Below are 19,422 nucleotides of genomic sequence, written 5' to 3' on the forward strand. Positions count from 1 at the left end.
AGACTCGGGTGTGTACACCCGAGTCTCGACGCTCAACCCGTTTCTCGGCGCGTGCTCCTCAGAAGAGCTGACGGATGTTCGTCCGGGCGAGGTCGATGAGTTCGTCGCCCTTGCCCGAGAGCACCGTGCGGATGGCGTAGAGCGCGAAGCCCTTGGCCTGCTCGACGGTGATCGACGGCGGCATCGACAGCTCCTGGCGTTCGGTGACGACGTCGAGGACCGCGGGCCCCGGGTAGGCGAGGAATTCCTTGACGACCTTCGGCAGGTCTTTGGACTTCTCGACGCGGAAGCCCTTGATCCCGACCGCCTCGGCGATAGTGGAGAAGTCGGGGTTGTCGAGGTCCGTGCCGAACGTGACGAAACCGGCCGCCTTCATCTCGAGCTCGACGAAGTTGAGGGAGGAGTTGTTGTACACGACCGTCTTGACCGGCAACTTGTTCTGCGTGAGCGTGATGAGTTCACCGAGCAGCATGGCCAGTCCGCCGTCGCCGGCGAGCGCGATGGTCTGTCGGTCCTCGAAAGCCGACTGCACTCCGACGCTCTGAGACAGGGCATTGGCCATCGACCCGTGGCTGAAGGATCCGATGAGGCGGCGCTTGCCATTCATCGTCAGGTAGCGGGCCGCCCACACCACGGGTGACCCGACGTCGGGGATGAAGACGGCGTCGTCATCGGCCATCTCATCGAGGAGGCGGGTCAGGTACTGCGGGTGGATCGTCCGCTTCGAGGGTGTCGCCAGCTCGTCGAGGTCCTTGCGGGTCCTCTGATAGTGCTTGGTCAGGGACTTCAGATGCGTGCTGCTGCGGTTGGCCTTGATCTTCGGCAGCAGCGCTTCGACGGTGTCGGCGACCGTTCCGACAAGCGGAATGTCGACCTTCGTGCGCCGCCCGATCTGGGATCCGCGCACATCGACTTGGATGACAGTCGCATCCTCGGGGTAGAACTGCTGGTAGGGCAGGTCGGTGCCGAGCATGAGCAGAGTGTCGCAGTCCTTGAGCGCGGCGTAGCCGGAGGAGAATCCGAGCAGACCGGTCATGCCGACGTCGTAGGGATTGTCGGGTTCGACGAATTCCTTGCCGCGCATCGTATGGACGATCGGGGCCTGGAGCTTCTCGGCGATGGCGAGCAGCTCATCATGGGCGCCTTCGGTGCCGGCACCGGCGAGGATCGTCGTCTTCTTGCCCTTGTTGAGCGCCTTGGCCGCGGCTTCGACCTGGGACTCCGCGGGGATCATGTGCGACGGGTAAGCCTTGACCACCTCGGCGGCGGCATCGATGTCTGCCAGACCGACGTCACCGGGGATGACGAGGACGGCCACGCCGCGCTTCTCGATGGCCTCGCGCATGGCGATGCGCAGCAGTCGGGGCATCTGCTCTGCCGAGGAGACGTTCTCGACGTAGACGCTGCAGTCACGGAACAGCTCGGTCGGGTGGGTCTCCTGGAAGTAGTTCGAGCCGATCTCGTCGCTGGGGATCTGGGCGGCGATGGCCAGCACGGGAACCCGCGAACGCTGGGCATCGAAGAGCCCGTTGATGAGGTGGAGGTTGCCGGGTCCGCAGCTTCCGGCGCAGACCGCGAGTTCACCGGTCAGGGCGGCCTCGCCGCTGGCGGCGAAGGAAGCGGCCTCCTCGTGGCGGACATGGACCCATTCGAGCTGCGGGTTCACGCGGAGAGCATCGGTGAATCCGTTGAGCGAATCTCCCGGGATGCCGTAGACGCGCTTGACTCCGCTGGCGACGAGGGTATCGACGATGTTTCTGGCGACGGTGGGCATTGACTTCCTTCCGTTGAACCATGGCACCGGGGTGCATTCACAGCCCCGGCAGGGGGCGGCCCCACGCTCGGGGCCTTGACCGCGCTTTCAGTCTAGCCCCGAAGTCCACCAGGGCGGCTGTCCGATTCCTCACCCTCGGTTCAGGGAATATCTGCCGTTCCGGTCAGGGAATGCCCTCGCCGAGGCGGCGCTCACGTCCGCGCCGACAGCAGGGTCGCCAGCGTGAGCAGTCCGGCCATCGCCACCGCCATCATCGGATAGCCGCCGAGCACTCCGGCCAAGGCCGGACCGGCGACCGGCGCGAGCGCCGTGCCCGCGGTGATCGGGGCGACGAAGACGCCGTTGATGGCCCCGAAATTCTTCGTTCCCCACCGGTCGGACACCGCCGTGGCCTGCAGCAACGTCATGCAGCCGCGCACTCCGCCGCCGAGCATGGCGATACCGATGAGCAGCCAGATCGGGCCGGGGACCAGAGCGAGCAGCCACAGGCCGACCGCACCGGAGGCGAAGAGGATGACCGTCCGCGCCCGCGTCGACGAGTGCCGTTCCAGGCTCGGGTAGCCGAATCGTCCGGCCACCTGGCCGAAGCCGACGAGCCCGAGGGCGATGGCCGCCAGACTGTAGTCGGCACCGCGTTCGATGATGAGCGGGATGATGTTGATCGTCACCGCGAAGAGGGTGAACGTGGCGATAGCGACGGCGATCTGCAGGGTGATGAAGCGTGGGTGCCGGGTGACTTGGCGCAGTTCGGCCCGGCTCGGTTTGACCGTCGACGCGGCCGCCTCGTCGGTCCAGGTGCGGTTGAGGAAGAACAGGTGCATCGGCAGTGCCAGGACCGCGAGCAGTCCCGCGAGCACACCGTAGGTTCCCCGCCAGCCGAGGCAGTCGATGAGCCAGGCGATGATCGGGGCGAAGACCGTCGAGGCGAGCCCGCCGACGAGCGTGATCGTCGTCAGGGGCTTCGTCCGCTCCGCCCCGTACCAGCGCGTGATGACGGCGAAAGCCGGTGGGTAGAGCGTCGCTGCCTGGGCGAACCCGGCGAGGATCCACGCGGCGAAGAACACGAAGAGGTTCGGCGCGATCGCGACGAGTCCGAGGGCGACGACTCCGACGGCCGTACCCGCGCCCATGATCAGTTGCGGACCGTGCCTGTCGAGGAGGCGCCCGACGCTGGGCCCCATGAGCGCTGAGACGATGAGTCCGAGAGTCAGCGCCGCCGTCACCGTCGTGTGGCTCCAGCCCATATCGTCAGAGATCGGGGTGACCGCCACCGGCAGGGAGTAGTAGAGCAGACCCCAGCACACCAGTTCGGCGACGCAGAGGGCGGCCAGTCCCCCGCGCGGCTTATCGGTCGTCATCGGAGCCCTCGCCGAGACGGCGCTGCCATGCCGAATAGTGCTCAGTTCCGGGCACGGCACCCACACCGAGGCGGCCCGCCGTCTCCGTGCCGACCGCGGTCCGCAGTCGGTTCAGCACCGTATCCCACGGGATGCGTTCCTGTTCGAGTCGAACGTGGCCTTCGGCGCGGAGTCGTTCGAGGGCCCGCGCCTCAGTGCCGGTGAGGTGTGCAAAAGTGCCGGTGCTCGGCTTCGGTTCCGGCACCCAGAGATCCTGGTGTGCGAGCAGAGTCGCTTCGTCCATGAGCACGGATTCGACCTCTGGCAAGTGGCTGCGCAGGCGGTTGAGGATCGCGAAGCCATGGGAGTCGAGGTCGCCCCAATAGATCACACGTGCTCCGGCGATCCAGCCCAGTCGAGCGACCCCGTCGACGGCATAGCCGGAGCCGTGCACCGCCACCGCGCCTGGCCATTCCGGCATCGCCAGCACGGATTCGAGGTTCTCGAAGACGAAGACCAGCCGCGGCGATGTGGGCAGTCGGCCGAGTTGGGAGATCGGTGCGGTGATGTCGTCGAGATGCACGGCGGGAGCGCTGTTCGAAGCACGGTCGCCAGTGGCTGCGGGATCCGCAGCGGCGATCAGAGTCGTGTCGAGGATGCGCAGCCGCAGTCGCGGTTCGGCATCGAGGACTGTGACAGCGTCGGCACGCCCGATCGCGGTCAGCAGGGCAGTGACAAGACTGCGGTGGGTCTCGAACCACTTCGAGTCCACCCCGCGAATGGGCAGCTGTCTGGGCCGCAGCGATCCGAGCGGATGGGTGCGCAGCCAGTCGATGACGTCGATGACGGTCGCGAACGAGGCATCGGAAAAGGAGAGGATCCGCTTCGACTGGGAACGTATCGCCGCGGCAAGGGAGTCCCCGTCCGAGATGGCCTCCGTGTCTTCGTCGCGATTCGCTGCGGTGCCGTTCGATACGGACCCGAGTCGCTGCCGGATGCTGACGGCGCGGACTCGCAGTCTCCGCCATTCTCGAGCGGTGTCGCCGCCGACGAAAACGGCCACTGCATCAGGCGTCAACAGTCGCAGTCGGACCGGGACGCGTTGCCGACCGACGCGGGCCCAACTGCGATCTTCCCAATCGATCTCGAGCTCAGCAGGTGTGCCCGCCCCGGAGAGTCCGGGCGAGACCGAAGAGGTCCTCCCGGAACGTTCTCCGACAGCCCGCCACCTCCCTGCCCAATCGGCGGCGGCAGCCTGATCGGCGAGCACCTGCTGCTCCGTCGGCGGTTTGAGGGCAATCTCGATTCGCACCTCCGCGACCTGCTCCGCCGCCCAGGCAGCCATAGACGCAGCCAGGCGCCTGCGCGCCTTGCCCCGAGCCTCGGCGACGGAGAGCATCGTCATTGGGCGTCCGAATCCTCGAACTCAAGCTCGACTTCACCGGCCACACGGATGCTGTCGGAGCCGGCCGCCCTCTCAGACCCATCTGCCCCACCGGCACCGTCCGATCCCTCAGCTTCCGTGGCCGCTCCGGCGCTGCTCGACTCTTCGCCAGCGCCAGCGACTGACTCCGACTCCGACTCTGACTCCGGGACCGACTCCGCTCCAGCCCCGTCCCGCTCCGTCTCGTCCCACACCATCGTCGAGGTCAGGGTCTTCTGCCGGCTCGGATTCTCGATCGAGGTCGCCGCACCCACATAGGGTTCGATCGTCTGCAGCAGCTTCTGCGGTGTCGCCAGCACCATGTGGAACCCGAACTCGATGAAGATGTCCAGAGCCATTCGGGTATAGCGGGTGTCGGCCTTGTCGAAGGCCTCATCGAGGATGATCGTGCCGTACTTCGAGATCGCCTCGTCCGGGTCGGCGAGCTGATAGCGCAGCGCTGCCGCCAGGCAGAAGATCACGAGCTTCTGCTGCTGACCACCGGACATCGCCGCGCCCGAATCGTAGGTGGCATGTGCGCGACCGTGGTCGTCGATCTCCTCGGCGAGGAAGCTCACGTGCAGTCGTGTGTCCAGACATTGGGTCTTCCAGACCTTGTCGACGTGCTCACTGGAGGCGAATCGGCGCATCACCTCGGCGAGAGTGTCGTACTTCCTCTCCGCCGTCTCCATATCGTCCTCGCCCCAGCTGCCGCTCGCCACGAGGCGGAGATCGGCGATGAAGGCGTTGACGGTCTCGGACCGGCGGGTCTTGACCTTCAGCCGCAGGTACCGGTCTTCGTCGAACTGCGAGCGCAGCAAGGAGGAATTGATGGGCGCGACTCGATCCTCGATCTCACGCGGAGCGGCATGGATCTCGTTGAGGAGTTCGCCGATGAGGTCTCGGGACCGTTGCTGCAGCAGCTCCCGGAACCGGTTCTCATGATCGGGCAGTCCGTGCGCGAGGATCTCATCGAGCATCGACAAGTAGGCTCGACGATCATCGACTTCTGCTGTGAGCTGGGACGATACCGACGGCCATGCGGCCTTGAACTCTGCGGCCAAGCGTGTCACGGACTGACCGGCACGGCTGGCATCCGCCTGCGCCCGGTCCTTCTCCTCCTGCAGGACCTGCGAGACCTGCTGGCCCACCTCGGCGAGGTTCTCCCGCTTGATGCTGCGTTGGATCTTCCGGAACCGATCATCCAACTCCTCGCCGAGGTGGTCCTCCACCTCCGCGATGCGACCGGCGTTGACGTCGTCCTCGATCCGGGTGATGTTCGAGCGCAACCCCGTCGATTCCTCGTTCGCACGGCGAAGAGCGTAGTCGGCGTCGTTCTTCGCTTTCTCGGCTTCGTCCTTGACCGCCTTGGCTTCGCGTTCGGCTCCGATCGCCTGCTGCAGGTCACCGTCGGCGTCTTCGAGTTCGGACAGCTGCCGCTCGAGAGTCGCGACCTTTTCGGCGGCACCGGCCCGGTCGACGTCGCGCCAGGACTGTTCACGGATGCCGGCGAGGATGCCCCGGCGACGGTGTGCGGCAGCGGTTTCGGCATCGGCAGCCGCGACCACCTGTTCGGCCGCTGCCAGTTCCGACTGAGCCTCTTTGAGGGATTCGATGAGGGCTTCGAGTTTCGCTTCGCGGTCGCCGAGGACCCATTGGCTGCGATCGTCGATGGCCCGCCGGTCGTCCTTCTCGTACCGGGTGCGTGAGGTTTTGACCTGACCTTTGACGGTGACGGCGCGGTGGTGGTCGTCGAGTTCGTCCGGGTGGTCGACGCAGGCGAAGTCGAAGCGTTCGGACAGGGTGGTCCGGACCCAGTCGCCGAAGCCGGTGTCGCTGACATTCACCTTGTTGACCAGCGACTTCTCACTGCCCACGGGGCGGGGGCTCGGCACTGAGTGCGGGATCTCCTCGAAGACGAGCCGGCCGCGGATGCGGTGGGCATCGACCCAGGTGCGCACGGCCGAGAGGTTCTCGGAGCGGACGAGGACCGTCAGCGCCAGCGGTCGCAGCACGCGTTCGATCGCGCCCGTCCATCGGGCTTCGGACGGGTCGACTTCGATGAGTTCGGCCGCGAACGGCAGCGCTTTTTCGCTCAGTCCGGTGCCGGCGGCGAGCTCGGACCGGATCGCCATGAGGTTGTTCGGCACTGTTGAGCCGGACCGCCGCAGGGATTCGATCTCCCCTTCGAGTTCGCGGACTTTCGCCCGTGCCTGGGAGAAGCGGTCGTGGTCGGCGTGGCTGGGTCCGGCCACCTGGGACTCGTCGTCGAGGCTGGACGCGATCTGAGCCTGCAGTTCGGCGAACTCGGCGGCGGTGGTCGGCGCATTCTCGATGCCGGCCTGCTCGAGTTGTCGAGCCAGTCCTGCCCAACGTTCGGCGATGGCACGGCGTTCGGTCTCGGCGGTATCGATACGCTGCTGAAGGTGTTCGGCCTCGGAACCGCCGAGCTCCAAAGTGGCCCGTCTGGCCAAGTCGTATTCGTCGACAGCGGCGTCGAAGTCACGTTTGGCGCGGTCAGCGGTGACTTCGAGTTCGACGATCTGCCTGGTCAGCGCCGAGAGATCGGCGCGGAGGATATCGAGCTCGCGCCGCTTCTGGTACGGCAGCAGAGATTCGCTGAGCGCGATCGACTTCGCGGCGATGTCATTGGCGGTCTCGAAACGGGAGGCGGCTTCACGCAGCTGCAGCAGATGATCGCGCTGTTTGCGCAGTTCGACGACATGGTCATGAGCGTCTTTGAGGTCACCGAACTGGGCGACGGCGGTCTCGGCGAGGTCGAAGGTCACCGGGCTTTCGAGCATATGGTCTCGGAAGAGCCGGTCGAGGCTGTCCAGGCTCTTCGCCGACTGTGTCTTGTGCAGCAGCTGGAGCGCGGACTCGTCGGCCATGCCGAACGTCTTGCGCATCCGTGCATAGAACTTCCCGTGGTGGCCGTTCGAGGTGACGACGGCATCAGGATGGTCGGCCTTGAGTTTGCGGGTTTCGAGTCCGGACCGGGCGTAGTGCTGCAGGTCGGAGAGGTCGAGGTCCGCCCGCTCGAGGACGCAGGCGTCGGAAAGGTCCGTCATTTTCGTTCCCGACCCCTTGATGAAGAAGAGTCGCGCCAGCGACAGGGGCTTGTCGCTGCCGTTGTCGTAGCGGAGGATGATGCCGCTCCAAGTGGCGCGTGGACGCAGATATTTGCTGACGACCCGATCTTCTTCGGAATCCGCGGTGCGCGTCCAGGCTCCGCGGACGTAGCTGACGAGGCTGCGCTGGTCGAGGCGGGCGCCCGCGGTCTGAGCGGCGACGTTGAAGCGCAGCCACTTGTCCGGGGTGAGCACGGCGGCGATACCGTCGAGGAGGGACGACTTGCCCGAGCCCGAGGGCCCGGTGATGAGGTGGCCCTTGTGAGAGACGGGGATGCGGTGGATGTCGGCGTCGAAGGTGCCCCAGTTCGCGATCTGGATCTCGCTCAACCGCCACTGGCTGCCGACGTCGGGTCGGTTCGCTCCGCGAGCACGCGCCTGGTCGGCGACGAACGCTGCGTCGAGCGGGAAGAGTGCCTCTGTCACGCTTCGTCCTCCTCGGTGTCGGTATCGGATTCCGATGCGTCGGTGGCGGTGTTGTCCACGACCGCCTCGGCGATGGAGTCCTCACCGTCATCGATCTCGTCAGCGTTGATTTCACCGGCATCGGTTTCACCGGCGGCGATGCGTTCGTAGACGGCGATGAGCTCGCGCACACGGTCCTCGTCGACGAGGAACTTCACCATCGGGGAGATCTCGAAGCGATCCTCACCGGCTTTGTGGAGCACGCGCAGCCGGTTGCTCATCCGCGACCACGCACCGTTGAGGTTGCGCTGGAACGTCGATTCGTCCCCGGTGCGGTAGATCGCGAGGCGTTCATAGACCTCTTCGCGATCGACGATGACGCGCTTCTCCCCTGGTGCGGCCAACAGCAGCTGCCGGAGCACGAGCAGCATCGCCGTGTCGAGGAAGGTGAGTCGTTCGCTGCGCACGGCGGCGGGCGCGTCGATCTCGTCGGTGACGATCTTGCGGGTGAACGCGAATTCGTCGACCCGGTCGATGACGAGGTCGAGGAACAGATCATGCAGGCGCGAACGGACGAGACCTTCGTCCGCGACGAGAGCCGCCCACAGCTGCGGACTCTGCGTCCCAGACACGTACGGTCCCTTGAGGAGTTCGAGCAGCACTCGGCGGGTGCGCTCTCCCAGCGTTCCGGTGTCACCGGACCACAGACCGCTGGGGTTGTGGCTGAGGTCGTCCGCGGAATCGGTGGATTCCCTCGCCGAGGCGGCCCCCACCTCGGCGGGGGCTGTGTCGTTGTCGTGGTGGGTGGGGCTCATAGGGTGATGCCTTCGGTGAAGTAGTGGCGGCGGATCGCGGCGGTGCGGACGATGCCGTCGACGCCGGCCCAGGTGAGGATTTCGCGGTTGCCGACATCGACGTGGCCATAGGTGCTGGCCAGGGACAACAGGCCGACTACGCTGGCGAGTCCCTGTGTGGCGGGGAAGGTCTCGAGCACGTCGGAGACGGAGGCCTCGTGGGTGGAGGTGACGACGGAGTTGATGTTCTCGGTGAGCTCGGCGAAGTCGATTTCGGATTCGCGGGCGACTGCGATGAGTTCGGCGAAGTCGATCTCGGAGTCCGTGGCTTCGCCGAGTTCCGCTCCGGCGTTGAACTCCTCGGGGTCATGCAGGATGACCTCGCCGACGCTGCCGAGTGAGACGCTGGAGAGTTCGAGATCGATGCCGATCTCGTCGTAGGGTTTGAGCTCCTGCGACACGGGTGCAGCCGCGGCGAGGCCCTCTTGGAGGAGGGTGCGCATGACGCGGTCGCGTTGGAATTCGTGGGAGTGGACGTAGCGTCGCAGGCCACGGGCGAACTCGGTGAGGATGTCAGAGACCTCATGGGAGCCGTCTTTCATCTGGCGCATCAGGGTGCGCAGGGAACGGCGGGTGGCCAGGGAGAGGGTGGCGGAGAAGTCCCGGTCGAGGATGGCGGCGATGTCGTCGTCAAAGGCAGCGGACTGTTCGGGGTCGCGGACGAGGGCGGAGAACGCAGAGAACGTGCGGCCTTCGTCGGAGGATTCGATGAGATCGACGCCGCGGAACACTTCGTCGAGGACTTGGGACTGGGAGTCCTCGGCGGCGAGGATCGAGATCCGCAAGTCCTGGTTGAGCTCTTCGAAGCGGGCACGCACGCGGGCGAAGTCGGCGGGCAGTCCCTGCGCCTGCTGGAGGATGTCGGAGACGCGTTCGTTGGCTCGGCGTCTGTCGAGGACGACGGAGCGCGGATCGCCGCGGCGCACACGGGCGATCTCGGCGTCGATGCGGTCACGTTCGGCGCGCAAGGAGGCGAGGCGGCGAGAGCTGTCGGGGTCGGTGTCGATGGCCAGCTGTCGCACGGATTGGGCGAGGCTGACCAGCCGGGATTCGGTGGCGGTCTGCGGCGGGGTGCGCAGCTGTTCGAGCATGCGGATGGCATCGAACCCGGCGGCGGAGAGCTCGTAGGTTTCGCCTCTGGCGGCGGTGGCAGGACGGCGGACGAGGATTTCGGCGCGACGCCAGTCATCGCAGTAGGCCTTCGCCGTCCGCAGGGAGAGGTCGAAGTGGTCGCGCAGCTCCTCGAGGTCGGCGTCGATGCTTTCGTGCAGATCCTCGGTGTTCATCCTGGTGCCGGGCTTGCCGAGATGAGCGTCGAGGGTTCCTGCCATGACAGCGAGGTTGTCGGCCCGGAGCATGCGCAGGGTGGCATTCGATTCGAGCAGTCGCCGGTAGGCGAGCGCGGATGACAGGGCGGACATAGGAACTATTCTCTGTGCCTTGGCGGGTGCGCGCCAATTCGCACCACGGTGTCGGCAGCTCCGCGAGCCGAAGCCGGCCAGATTGTGAACTAGCGCCAGCGCATCCGCAGCACCGAGGTCATCCCCCAGGGGTCGCCTCCGCGCACGGCCGCAAGGAGGCCGGCACCGTCGGGATTGCGGGTGTAGATCGGTTCGCCTCCTCCGATCCAGGTGTCCCACGCGGCGGCGATGGCCACCGCACGTTCCTTCTTCGTCCCCAGAACGGTGGGCACACCGACCCAGATCGGGTCGGTCTTCTGCGCGGTGCCGGTCCCCCACCTCATTCGCGTCCACCAGCTGCGCACCCCGTGGGCGCGACTCGGCAGGCGCCAGCACGGCAGCAGGTACCGCGGGTCGCCTATGGGCGACACCGCTTCGTCGAAAGCGAGCGCGAAGACCTCCGCCGAGGCGGGATCCGCATCGAGGTGGCACCGTAAGTCACCGCGTGCGTCGATTGCCATCCGCACTGCGTCGGCATCGACGCTGATCAGTCCGACGGTGTGCAGCGCCTCGGCGACGGCACCGGCGATCTGCGCGACGGCCGGGGAGGCCCCGTACAGGCGCTGCCGGCGACCGCCGGCAACGGCGAGGACGACCGGCAGGCTCAGCAGCAGCCCGACGGCGATGACGCCGAGGATCCACATCGCGGCCCCGCCGCTCAGCACGGCTGCCACAGCTGTGAGGAGACCCACCGTCGCCCAGACGATGACTGTCGGCGCGCGAAGCGAGAAGGGAAGAATCTTTCCGGGATCACCGCCGCGGTGCCGCGGCATCGGGATGATGCCATCGGGGTCTTCATCGTCTCCGGCGGTGTCGGAAACGGAGGCGTTATCGCCGCGATCGGCGCCGGCTTCTGCCAGTTCGGAACCGAGCACGGCCTGGTCGGGGTCGGCGGCGACGATGCGCACCGAACGCAGCTCTTCGTCGCGGTAGTCTGCGCCGACATTCCACCGTTCGGCCACCTCGGCGCGAGACTGGGAGCGAATGGTCATCCGGGCATTGATGGCGTCGATATCGTCCTCGGGCGGGTAGAAAGCGGAGAACGCGGGGTCGATGTGAGCGACGCCGTCGACGATCTCACCTTCGGCATCGGCGCCGAAGAATCCGTCGTGTTTGCGCACGAGCCGGTTCCAGTCCTGGCCCCCGCGCGGGTGATCCGGGCTGATGCAGACGACTGTCCAGTTCAAGGCCACCTTGTCCGTCCAGTCCGGGTCTTCGCGCAGCGCCCGACCGCGGGTCTGGGTCACGGCGGTCGGGGTGGTCGCGCTCGTGAGATCGATGAGTCCGGTCACGGCCGGTGCGTCCCAGCCTTCGCCGAGCAGCGCCCGGGTGCCGATGAGCACCTGCGCGGACCCAGAGGTGAAGAAGGCGGTCACGTACGGCACCCAATCGCGGCTGGTCCAGCTCCCGTCGAGGCGGCTGACCCCGGACTCAGGGTCGGTGACTTCCAGCCGGGCGGCCAGTTCTTCGTCGTCGGTCGCGATGTGCTCGCGCAATTCGGTCAGGATGTGCGGGGGTCCGGCGACCGTGCGCCCGGACACGAGGAGCGGGCACAGGCGCGCGGTCCGGGGGTCGGCGAGCAGTGTTTCGAGGACGAGCAGGGCCGAACCGGAGCGTTCATTGAGGACGGTGCGGACATCGGCGGAGAGGGTCGCGGTGGCGGATTCGAAGTCACAGAGGACGAGCATCCGCAGGTGGTCGCCCAGAGTGGCGGCCTCGGCGGAGACAACGTCGACGCAGGCTCGCGGCTTCGCCGCCGAGTGGGAGAGGACACGGTCGACCGGCGACCGTCCGGCGGCGATTCCGTGGCGGGACCAGCGGTATCCGATCGCGGGCAGTCGACGGCGGATCGCCTCGGCGAGTTCCTGGTCGGACGCGGCATCGGAGGCGAGCAGGTGGTGGCGCATCCAATCTTCGATGAGGCGGGCCCAGTCGTCCGGGTCGGGGTCGCGACGGTGCTGTTCGCCGGGTCGGGCTCCGGGCGGCAGGTGCAGCAGACCAGCGTGGTGGAGGCGCAGGGCCGCATCGCAGAGTTCGGGACGCTGCCGGCTCATGGTCTGCCAATCCACCGATTCGGCACGGTCGCCGAGGAACCGTCGATCCACCCATTCGAGCAGCCCGATCGTGCCCTGGCCGGGGTCGAGAACGCCGGTGATGAACTCTGTGTGCCGTTCGGCTTGTGCCGCCAGCCAGTCCTGTTCCTCTCGGGTGGGTTCGGTCACCCAGACGAGATCCGCGAAGGGCACGAGGTCGCCTTCTTTGACGAGCGCCGGAATGGACGCGGAATAGCGGATGGAGGTGAAGAGGTCGGAGACGAGTTCGCGTTGCCGGGTCGACATCGTCGCCGGCGGGGTGGCCGTGAGCCCGAGCACCCACACGTCCGGCAGCAGGGCCAACAGGTCGGCCAGCAGCCGACCCCAGACCTCGAGCAGGTGATGGCATTCGTCGAGGATGAGCAGCGTCGGACCGGCTGCGACGAGGTTGTCGACGAGCGCCCGGCCGCCGGGTGCCAGGGAGTCGAGCAGGCTGCCGCCTGGTTCGGAGGCAACGGCGTCGTCTGCATGGCCTTCGCAGTCCCGGTCAGTGTTGCCCGTGCTTTCTTCGCGGTCGACGGTCTCTCGGTCCGAGTCGAAGACGGCCAGGGACTGGTAGGTCAGGGCGGTGAAGGTCTGGGTGAGTTCAAGTGTGCCTCCGGCGGGATGACGCCCCTCGCCGAGGCGGTTCCATTCCTTGGCCCATTGACCTTGAATCGCCGTATTCGGGCCGAAGGCCACGATTCGTTCGATGAGATTGTGATCGAGCAGGTGTGTCGCATAGTCGATCCCGACGCGGGTCTTTCCCGCCCCTGGCGGCAGGACGATCCACGACCGACGTTCATCGGCCGCGGTACCGTCATGCAGAGTCGAGAGGGCTTCAACCTGGTGACGGCGCAACGGCGGCCTGGTCGCGGCCACTTCCCGAACGTCTTCAGTCATCCCCACGCCCACCGAAAGTTTCAGGGTCGACCGGCCGGTCCTTCTTGGACATTTTGGCAACGACGAGACAATAGGACTCGAGCACGAGGTCGTGGAGTAGGTCGGGGTCGAGGCGATCGCCAGCCGCATCCGACCCATCACCGTCTCCAGCGCCGACCCCCTCCCCGGCGACGGTGATCCAGTGCTTCTTGTTCATGTGATAGCCGGGTGAGATCTCCGTATAGGCGTCTCGCAGCACCTCGCCATCGAGGGGATCGATTTTGAGGTTGAGGCTGGGGATCCCGCGCAGCTCGAAGGCCATCATGAACATCCTCCCGCGCACTTTGTACACGGCATTGTCCGGTCCGAACGGGTGGTCGCGCTCGACCGAAGGGTACTGCATGGCTTGGTCGTGGGACAGGCGGAGCACGGTGGCGGGGTCCATGCGTGGAGACTAGCAAAGGCCACTGACGCGGGAGATGACGATAGACTCGAATCATGCCTGAGACCTCACCCCGTACCGCCCCTCACCTGCTCTTGGCCGCTCTCGGCGGGACCATCGCGTCGACCGCCAATGCATCAGGTGGGGTTGCTCCAGCACTCAGTGGGGCAGAGATCGCTGCGGCCGCGGGTCTCGACCAGGTGTGGCCGGATCTGCAGGCCGATTTCACTCAGGTCGCTCAGGTCTCGAGCGCCAATGTCACCCTCGAGATGCTCTTCGATGTCGTCGAGCTCGCCCGCTCAACCGAGGCCGACGGCATCGTCCTCACCCAAGGCACCGACACCCTCGAGGAGTCCGCGTTCGGGCTCTGGCTGCTCAATGACTCGGACACCCATATCTCTGCCACCGGGGCCATGCGCAACCCGACCTTGCCCGGCGCCGACGGACCGGCCAACGTCCGTTCTGCCGCGCTCACTGCTCTGTCCGACAAGGTCAGCGATCTGCCGGCGTCATTGGTCTTCAACGACGAAGTCCACGATCCGAGGTTCGTAACGAAGTCGCACACCACCTCGACGGCCGCGTTCTCCTCCGGTCCCGTCCTCGGCGCGATCGGCTGGTTGAGCGAGGACGACCTCCACCTCCCCCACGTGCCGCAGGCTCCGAAATCCCCGTTCGCCGGACTTCCCCGTCCGTCTCAGCTGAGCAAGATTGCCCTCGCCGAGGTGGGGATGGGCGAACCGGCAGAGACCCTTGATCTCATCGCCGGGTCCGGGTTCGCCGGAGCCGTCCTCTCCGGAGTCGGCGGCGGTCACGTCCCCGAAGAGCTGCTGCCCGCCGTGTCCCGACTGGCCGAGACGTTGCCCGTGGTGCTGGCCTCACGTACCGGTTCGGGTGCGAGCTTGCACCGCACCTACGGCTATCCCGGCGGCGAGATCGGCCTGCTTGATTCCGGGCTCATCTCCGCCGGAATCCTCGACGCTCGCAAGGCCCGCATCGCGCTCAACCTGGCGCTGAGCTTCGGCCTCGATCCCGCCGAGGTGTTCGGTCACTTTGTGTGAGCGATACCGACGAATACCTGCCTGACTGAACCGGCGATACGGCCGTCAACGGCGAAAGAGGCGGCGACGACCAGAACTGGCCGACGCCGCCTCCTCGTTTCCGATTCAGTGACTAATCGGAAGCCTCAGCTCTCGGCGCCCACGGCGACGACCATCTTGCCGAAGTTTCCGCCGGTGAGCAGATCGTTGAAGTACTCGGGAGCCTTGTCGAGACCGGGACGGATGTCCTCGCGGAAACGGACCTTGCCCTCCTTGAGCCAGCCGCTCATGTCCTCGAGGAACTGCGGGGTCAGACGCTCGGCGAACTCAGTCTGGATGAATCCGCGCACGAGCAGCGACTTCGACAGGATGTTGCCCATGAGCGCTCCCGAACGGTCCGGCCCCTCGGGCAGCGAGGTGAGGTTGTAGTTGGCGACGAGACCGCACACGGGCACGCGAGCGAACGTATTGAGCCGCGGCAGCACAGCATCGAAGACCTCCCCGCCGACGTTCTCAAAGTAGACGTCGATGCCCTGCGGCACCGCCTCCTTCAGCTCCTGCCGCAGGTTCCCCGTGCGGTGGTCAAGTGCCACGTCGAAGCCGAGCTCACGCAGGTGAGCGACCTTGTCGGGGCCGCCGGCGACGCCGACGGCTGTCGCTCCCTTGATCTTCGCGATCTGTCCGACGACGGATCCGACGGGACCGGTCGCAGCGGCCACGGCCACTGTCTCGCCGGCCTTGGGCTGACCGATCTCGAGCAGTCCCGCGTACGCAGTGAACCCGGGCATGCCGAGCACACCGAGGTGGGTGGAGATCGGTGCGATCTCCGGGTCGATCTTGCGCAGGTGTCCGGTCGACTCGACCGAATACTCCTGCCAACCGCCGTAGCCGAGCACGATCTCACCGGCGGCGAAGCCCTCGGCATTGGATTCGACGACCTCGGACACAGTGGCGCCGACCATGACATCGCCGACCTCGACGGGCTTGGCGTAGGACTTCGCGTCCGACATCCGCCCGCGCATGTACGGATCGAGCGAGAGATAGAGGGTGCGCAGCAGCACCTGCCCCTCGCCCGGGGTCGGCACAGGCACCTCGTCGAGCAGGTAGTTCTCTGCAGTGGGAGCGCCCACGGGGCGCGAGTTCAGGCGAATCCGATGGTTGGTCGTCATGGAGACGGTTCCTTTCAGCAGCAGATCATTCTTCGCTTGTGTGCTTCATTGGGGCGACAGGTGCATCCGCGACGATCACCGATGCTGTCGGTCATAACAACCATTCGGGATCGCCCGATGTTCCTGATCGAACGATTTTTCTGACACCGAGGCGGCACCCAGTCGAGCCCTCCCCACCAGATCACGAGCCGCCGTCTCCCAGTCGGGATCGAAGGCCCAACCGAAATCGCCGAGGTGGTCGAGCAGGTGGCTGCCATTGTCCCGGATGATCTCCGACCACTCCCTCGGCCACGCCCCGAAGTTCGCCGCCGCGGCGAGCTCGTCGACGTCTTTGAACACGGCGCCCGTCGGATCGAGCCGACCGTCCTCGGCATGCAGGGGCATAGACGCGATCGGGAAAGTGATATCGAGGATGTGATCGCTGGTGAACAGCGCATCATCGGTGCGACGGTGCGTGGACTCAAGATTGATGTACCACTCGACCCGCACGCCGCCGGACTCCGGACGATCGACACCGTCCCCAGCATCTTTGAGCAGCACCCACACGGAGAACGGCACCTGCGACGGAACGATCTTGAGCACCCCGCGACCCCGCCACGAGCCCTCGACATTGATCCTCGTCGGTGCCTCGGCCGGCGGTCGGAACCGGGCCTTCAACGGCACATCGTGCGCGTTCGTGCCCTCCCACCCGACGATGCGGGTCTCCTGCGTCGGCGTACCCCCGGCCAACCACAGGACAGACCCCTCGGGCCCATCAGCGATGACACGCATCGGTCGGGCCACCTCGGCGAGGTCGCGGTCGAAGTCGAATCGACGGAACGTCCAGGTCACTGTCTGCCCCGGGTTCCAGTACGGCGCCTGACCCACGGGCCTGACCTGGGACGGAGTGGGGATCGTGAATGGATCGCGCAGGCTCATGCGGGCAGTCTATGCGCCGGGCATGGGCGAGCGCTGAAGACCGACCACCCGTGAAGTCCCGGGCGGCGAGGTCATAGAGTGGGGCCATGAACGACTCCGATGACGCAGCGACTCAGACCCTCTCGGCAGCCCAGTCCGCACCCACTCCCCCGACCGCGAACCCTGCCCCTGAGACGACGATCGGTCGGACTTTCGAGGTCCCGGAGACGATGACCGCTCCTCCGCGCACTGATGCCGATGTCCCCGACTACGTCCGCGCCCTCGGCCTGCCGGGCCTCGCCGACATCCACGTCCACTTCCTTCCGCAGAACGTGCTCGACAAGGTGTGGGAGTACTTCGACAATGCCGCGGACAACTACGGCCGCGACTGGCCGATCACCTACCGGTACGACACGGACACCCGCCTGGATATCGTCCGCGAGCTCGGCCTGCGCGCGATCCCGGCCCTGACTTACCCGCACAAACCCGGAATGGCCGCGTGGCTCAACGAATGGAATGCGGAGTTCGCCGGCGCCCACGACGACGTCATCCACTGCGGCACCCTCTATGCCGAACCCGAATCAGCCGACTACGTCCCGGCCGCGATTGCCGCCGGTGCGAAGCTGTTCAAGGTCCACGTCCAGGTCGGTGTGTTCTCCCCCGACGATGAGGTCCTCGGCCCCGCGTGGAAGGCGCTCGAAGAAGCCCGAGTGCCGATCGTCATCCACGCCGGATCCGCTCCCCTGCCGGGCACGTACACCGGGCCGCAGGCGGTGGCGAACGTCCTGGCCAAGTTCCCGCAGCTGACGTTCGTCATCGCCCATATGGGCATGCCCGAGTACGACGAGTTCGCCGATCTCGCAGAGAGATTCGACAACGTCTATCTCGATACGACGATGTTCGCGTCCGGGTATTTCTCCACCCCCGCCGAGGTGACCCCCGCCTACCGCGAACGCCTGGCCAAGCTTGAGGGCAAGGTCATCCTCGGCTCGGACTTCCCGAACATTCCCTACCCCTACGTCGACCAGATCGCAGGCCTTGCCGCCCTGGGCCTCGGCGATGACTGGATGCGCTCGGTGCTGTGGACCAACGGCGCGAAGGTGCTCGGGCTCGACTGAGTCTCAGCCGTCGCGGGGCACTCGGTCGGCGCCGACGACCCCGGTGAGCATCTCCTCGGCGATGGGTGCGCCGCGTCGGATGACGCTGATCTGACCGGTCGATTCGAGGATCACGCACGCCACCTCATCACGGTTGCGGATGCCGGCCGACCTCAGTTTGGCGATGAGTTCGTCGTGGTCGACGTGGCTCTTCGACAGATTGTCCGCGAGGATCTCGCGACCGGCCATGAGCACCACCGCCGGGGAGTTGACGACGCTGCGCACGAATCCGAAGCGTCGGCCGAATCCGCTGAGCGCCTGCAGGATCAGCAGGGTCGCCATACCCAGGATGCCCGCGGCCTGGGTCGGGGTATCGCCGAGGATGGACCGCCCGATGATCGCTCCCATCGCGATGATCGCGGCGACGTCGAAGCTCGACAGGCTCGCCAGCGTGCGCTGGCCGAAGATGCGCAAGAGCAGAATGATCCCGAAGTAGAAGGCCACGCATGAGACGACGATCCTGACCGCGTCGACCCAGTTGAGCCCGTATTCCATCCAATCCATGACAACCTCCGGAACGGATGATACGCCGTTCCCCGAGATCGGGGCGTGGCGCTGGGAACCGGGTCAGCGCTTCGCCCGGGACTCAGCGCCTCATCTGGGACTCACACCGAGCGCAGCCATTCGTCGACGGTCTTATCGGACATCCTCGGTGACGGTGGGATGAGTCCGTCGCGGGCCATCGGCCCGGGCAGGGGAATGCCGACGATCTTCGAACGCCTGGTCCCGGCTTTCCGGGCACGTGCCGCGGCAAGCCTGCGGGCGATCTCAGCGAAATCGCTGATCTCAGGACCGGCGACCTCGATGGTGCCGCGTTCGCGTGCGTCGATGGCTTCGGCCATCATGCGGGCCGCCTCGGTGACGGCCAAGGCCTGCACGCGCATCTTCGGCACGAAACGCAGCGGCCCGGCCTTGACCGTCATCGTGTCGACGAGTTCGAACCACTGAGCGGACCGAAACATCAGCAGCTGCTCGTCCGGGACGAGCCTGCGATAGATACGCTCCTGCATGGCTTTGCCCTGGTAGTAGCCCATTATCCGCGACTCTGCGGCCTCGGGGCGGAACGCGATCGACAGGACGGCCACGGAGGTGCCGGGCTGTTCGGCGGCCGCCTCGGCGATCGAACGGGAGCTGCGAGAGAAGAAATCGATGGCTTTGCGCGCATTCGTCGTCAGCTGGTTGACGCAGTCGACGAGGACGTCGCTGCCTTCGGCCGCCTCGGCGACTCCCTGACCGGTCACCGTGTCGACTCCGCTTCCGCGATGAGCGGCGATGACAGTGTGTCCGCGTTCGCGCAGCTGGGGCACCAACTGCCTGCCGAAGGTTCCAGTGGCTCCAAAGACGGTGATCTGCATGATCGTCGACCCTTCAGACGCCGCACG

General features: G+C 66.4%; 14 protein-coding genes. 2 read left to right on the forward strand and 12 right to left on the reverse strand.

The features are described 5' to 3' along the window. Nucleotides 1-58 precede the first annotated feature (58 nt). From poxB to ACSBQT_RS16105, 8 genes are all read right to left on the reverse strand, one after another. Entirely contained in the window at nt 59-1,774 is a 1,716-nt protein-coding gene (poxB, locus tag ACSBQT_RS16070; protein WP_376904677.1) for a ubiquinone-dependent pyruvate dehydrogenase, read from the reverse strand. 191 nt (nt 1,775-1,965) lie between these two features. Further along, nucleotides 1,966-3,132, reverse strand: a complete 1,167-nt coding sequence (locus ACSBQT_RS16075) for an MFS transporter (protein ID WP_410708949.1) — start codon at nt 3,130-3,132, stop codon at nt 1,966-1,968. Further along, the gene (locus ACSBQT_RS16080) at nt 3,119-4,516 is read right to left on the reverse strand and encodes a Wadjet anti-phage system protein JetD domain-containing protein (RefSeq protein WP_410708950.1); all 1,398 of its coding nucleotides are present in this window, start codon (nt 4,514-4,516) and stop codon (nt 3,119-3,121) included. The genes ACSBQT_RS16075 and ACSBQT_RS16080 overlap by 14 nt, the downstream gene beginning before the upstream one ends. Continuing rightward, nucleotides 4,513-8,091 (reverse strand): ATP-binding protein, encoded by a 3,579-nt coding sequence (locus ACSBQT_RS16085; protein WP_435002095.1) that lies wholly within the window; start codon nt 8,089-8,091, stop codon nt 4,513-4,515. The genes ACSBQT_RS16080 and ACSBQT_RS16085 overlap by 4 nt, the downstream gene beginning before the upstream one ends. Further along, complete coding sequence (locus ACSBQT_RS16090; protein WP_410708952.1) at nt 8,088-8,885, reverse strand: DUF4194 domain-containing protein; 798 nt, start codon at nt 8,883-8,885, stop codon at nt 8,088-8,090. Before ACSBQT_RS16090 ends, ACSBQT_RS16085 begins: the two co-directional genes overlap by 4 nt. Further along, entirely contained in the window at nt 8,882-10,345 is a 1,464-nt protein-coding gene (locus ACSBQT_RS16095; protein WP_410708953.1) for a DUF3375 domain-containing protein, read from the reverse strand. Before ACSBQT_RS16095 ends, ACSBQT_RS16090 begins: the two co-directional genes overlap by 4 nt. Before the next feature lie 89 nt (nt 10,346-10,434). Further along, nucleotides 10,435-13,359: a DEAD/DEAH box helicase family protein gene (locus ACSBQT_RS16100; protein ID WP_435002096.1), complete on the reverse strand. Its 2,925-nt coding sequence runs from the start codon at nt 13,357-13,359 to the stop codon at nt 10,435-10,437. Further along, complete coding sequence (locus ACSBQT_RS16105; protein ID WP_410708955.1) at nt 13,352-13,783, reverse strand: MmcQ/YjbR family DNA-binding protein; 432 nt, start codon at nt 13,781-13,783, stop codon at nt 13,352-13,354. The genes ACSBQT_RS16100 and ACSBQT_RS16105 overlap by 8 nt, the downstream gene beginning before the upstream one ends. Nucleotides 13,784-13,836: 53 nt before the next feature. On the opposite strand from ACSBQT_RS16105, the gene ACSBQT_RS16110 reads away from it, so the two are divergent. Next, the gene (locus ACSBQT_RS16110) at nt 13,837-14,838 is read left to right on the forward strand and encodes an asparaginase (protein WP_410708956.1); all 1,002 of its coding nucleotides are present in this window, start codon (nt 13,837-13,839) and stop codon (nt 14,836-14,838) included. A gap of 125 nt (nt 14,839-14,963) precedes the next feature. Here the strand turns inward: ACSBQT_RS16110 and ACSBQT_RS16115 are convergent, their stop codons facing one another. Further along, complete coding sequence (locus ACSBQT_RS16115; RefSeq protein ID WP_410708957.1) at nt 14,964-15,986, reverse strand: NADP-dependent oxidoreductase; 1,023 nt, start codon at nt 15,984-15,986, stop codon at nt 14,964-14,966. A 75-nt stretch (nt 15,987-16,061) separates the two neighbouring features. Beyond that, complete coding sequence (locus tag ACSBQT_RS16120) at nt 16,062-16,904, reverse strand: DUF402 domain-containing protein (protein WP_410708958.1); 843 nt, start codon at nt 16,902-16,904, stop codon at nt 16,062-16,064. Nucleotides 16,905-16,990: 86 nt separating this feature from the next. On the opposite strand from ACSBQT_RS16120, the gene ACSBQT_RS16125 reads away from it, so the two are divergent. Further along, nucleotides 16,991-18,001: an amidohydrolase family protein gene (locus ACSBQT_RS16125; RefSeq protein ID WP_410708959.1), complete on the forward strand. Its 1,011-nt coding sequence runs from the start codon at nt 16,991-16,993 to the stop codon at nt 17,999-18,001. 3 nt (nt 18,002-18,004) lie between these two features. Here ACSBQT_RS16125 and ACSBQT_RS16130 read toward each other — a convergent pair whose 3' ends face one another. Both ACSBQT_RS16130 and ACSBQT_RS16135 read right to left on the reverse strand, forming a co-directional pair. After that, nucleotides 18,005-18,544: a DUF421 domain-containing protein gene (locus ACSBQT_RS16130; RefSeq protein WP_435002097.1), complete on the reverse strand. Its 540-nt coding sequence runs from the start codon at nt 18,542-18,544 to the stop codon at nt 18,005-18,007. 101 nt (nt 18,545-18,645) lie between these two features. Continuing rightward, nucleotides 18,646-19,395 carry an SDR family oxidoreductase gene (locus ACSBQT_RS16135; RefSeq protein ID WP_410708961.1) on the reverse strand — a complete coding sequence of 250 codons (750 nt, stop codon included), beginning with the start codon at nt 19,393-19,395 and terminating at the stop codon, nt 18,646-18,648. Nucleotides 19,396-19,422: the final 27 nt, after the last annotated feature.

The organism is Brevibacterium sp. H602 (genome assembly GCF_051172395.1).
In the GTDB taxonomy this organism is placed as follows: Bacteria; Actinomycetota; Actinomycetes; order Actinomycetales; family Brevibacteriaceae; genus Brevibacterium.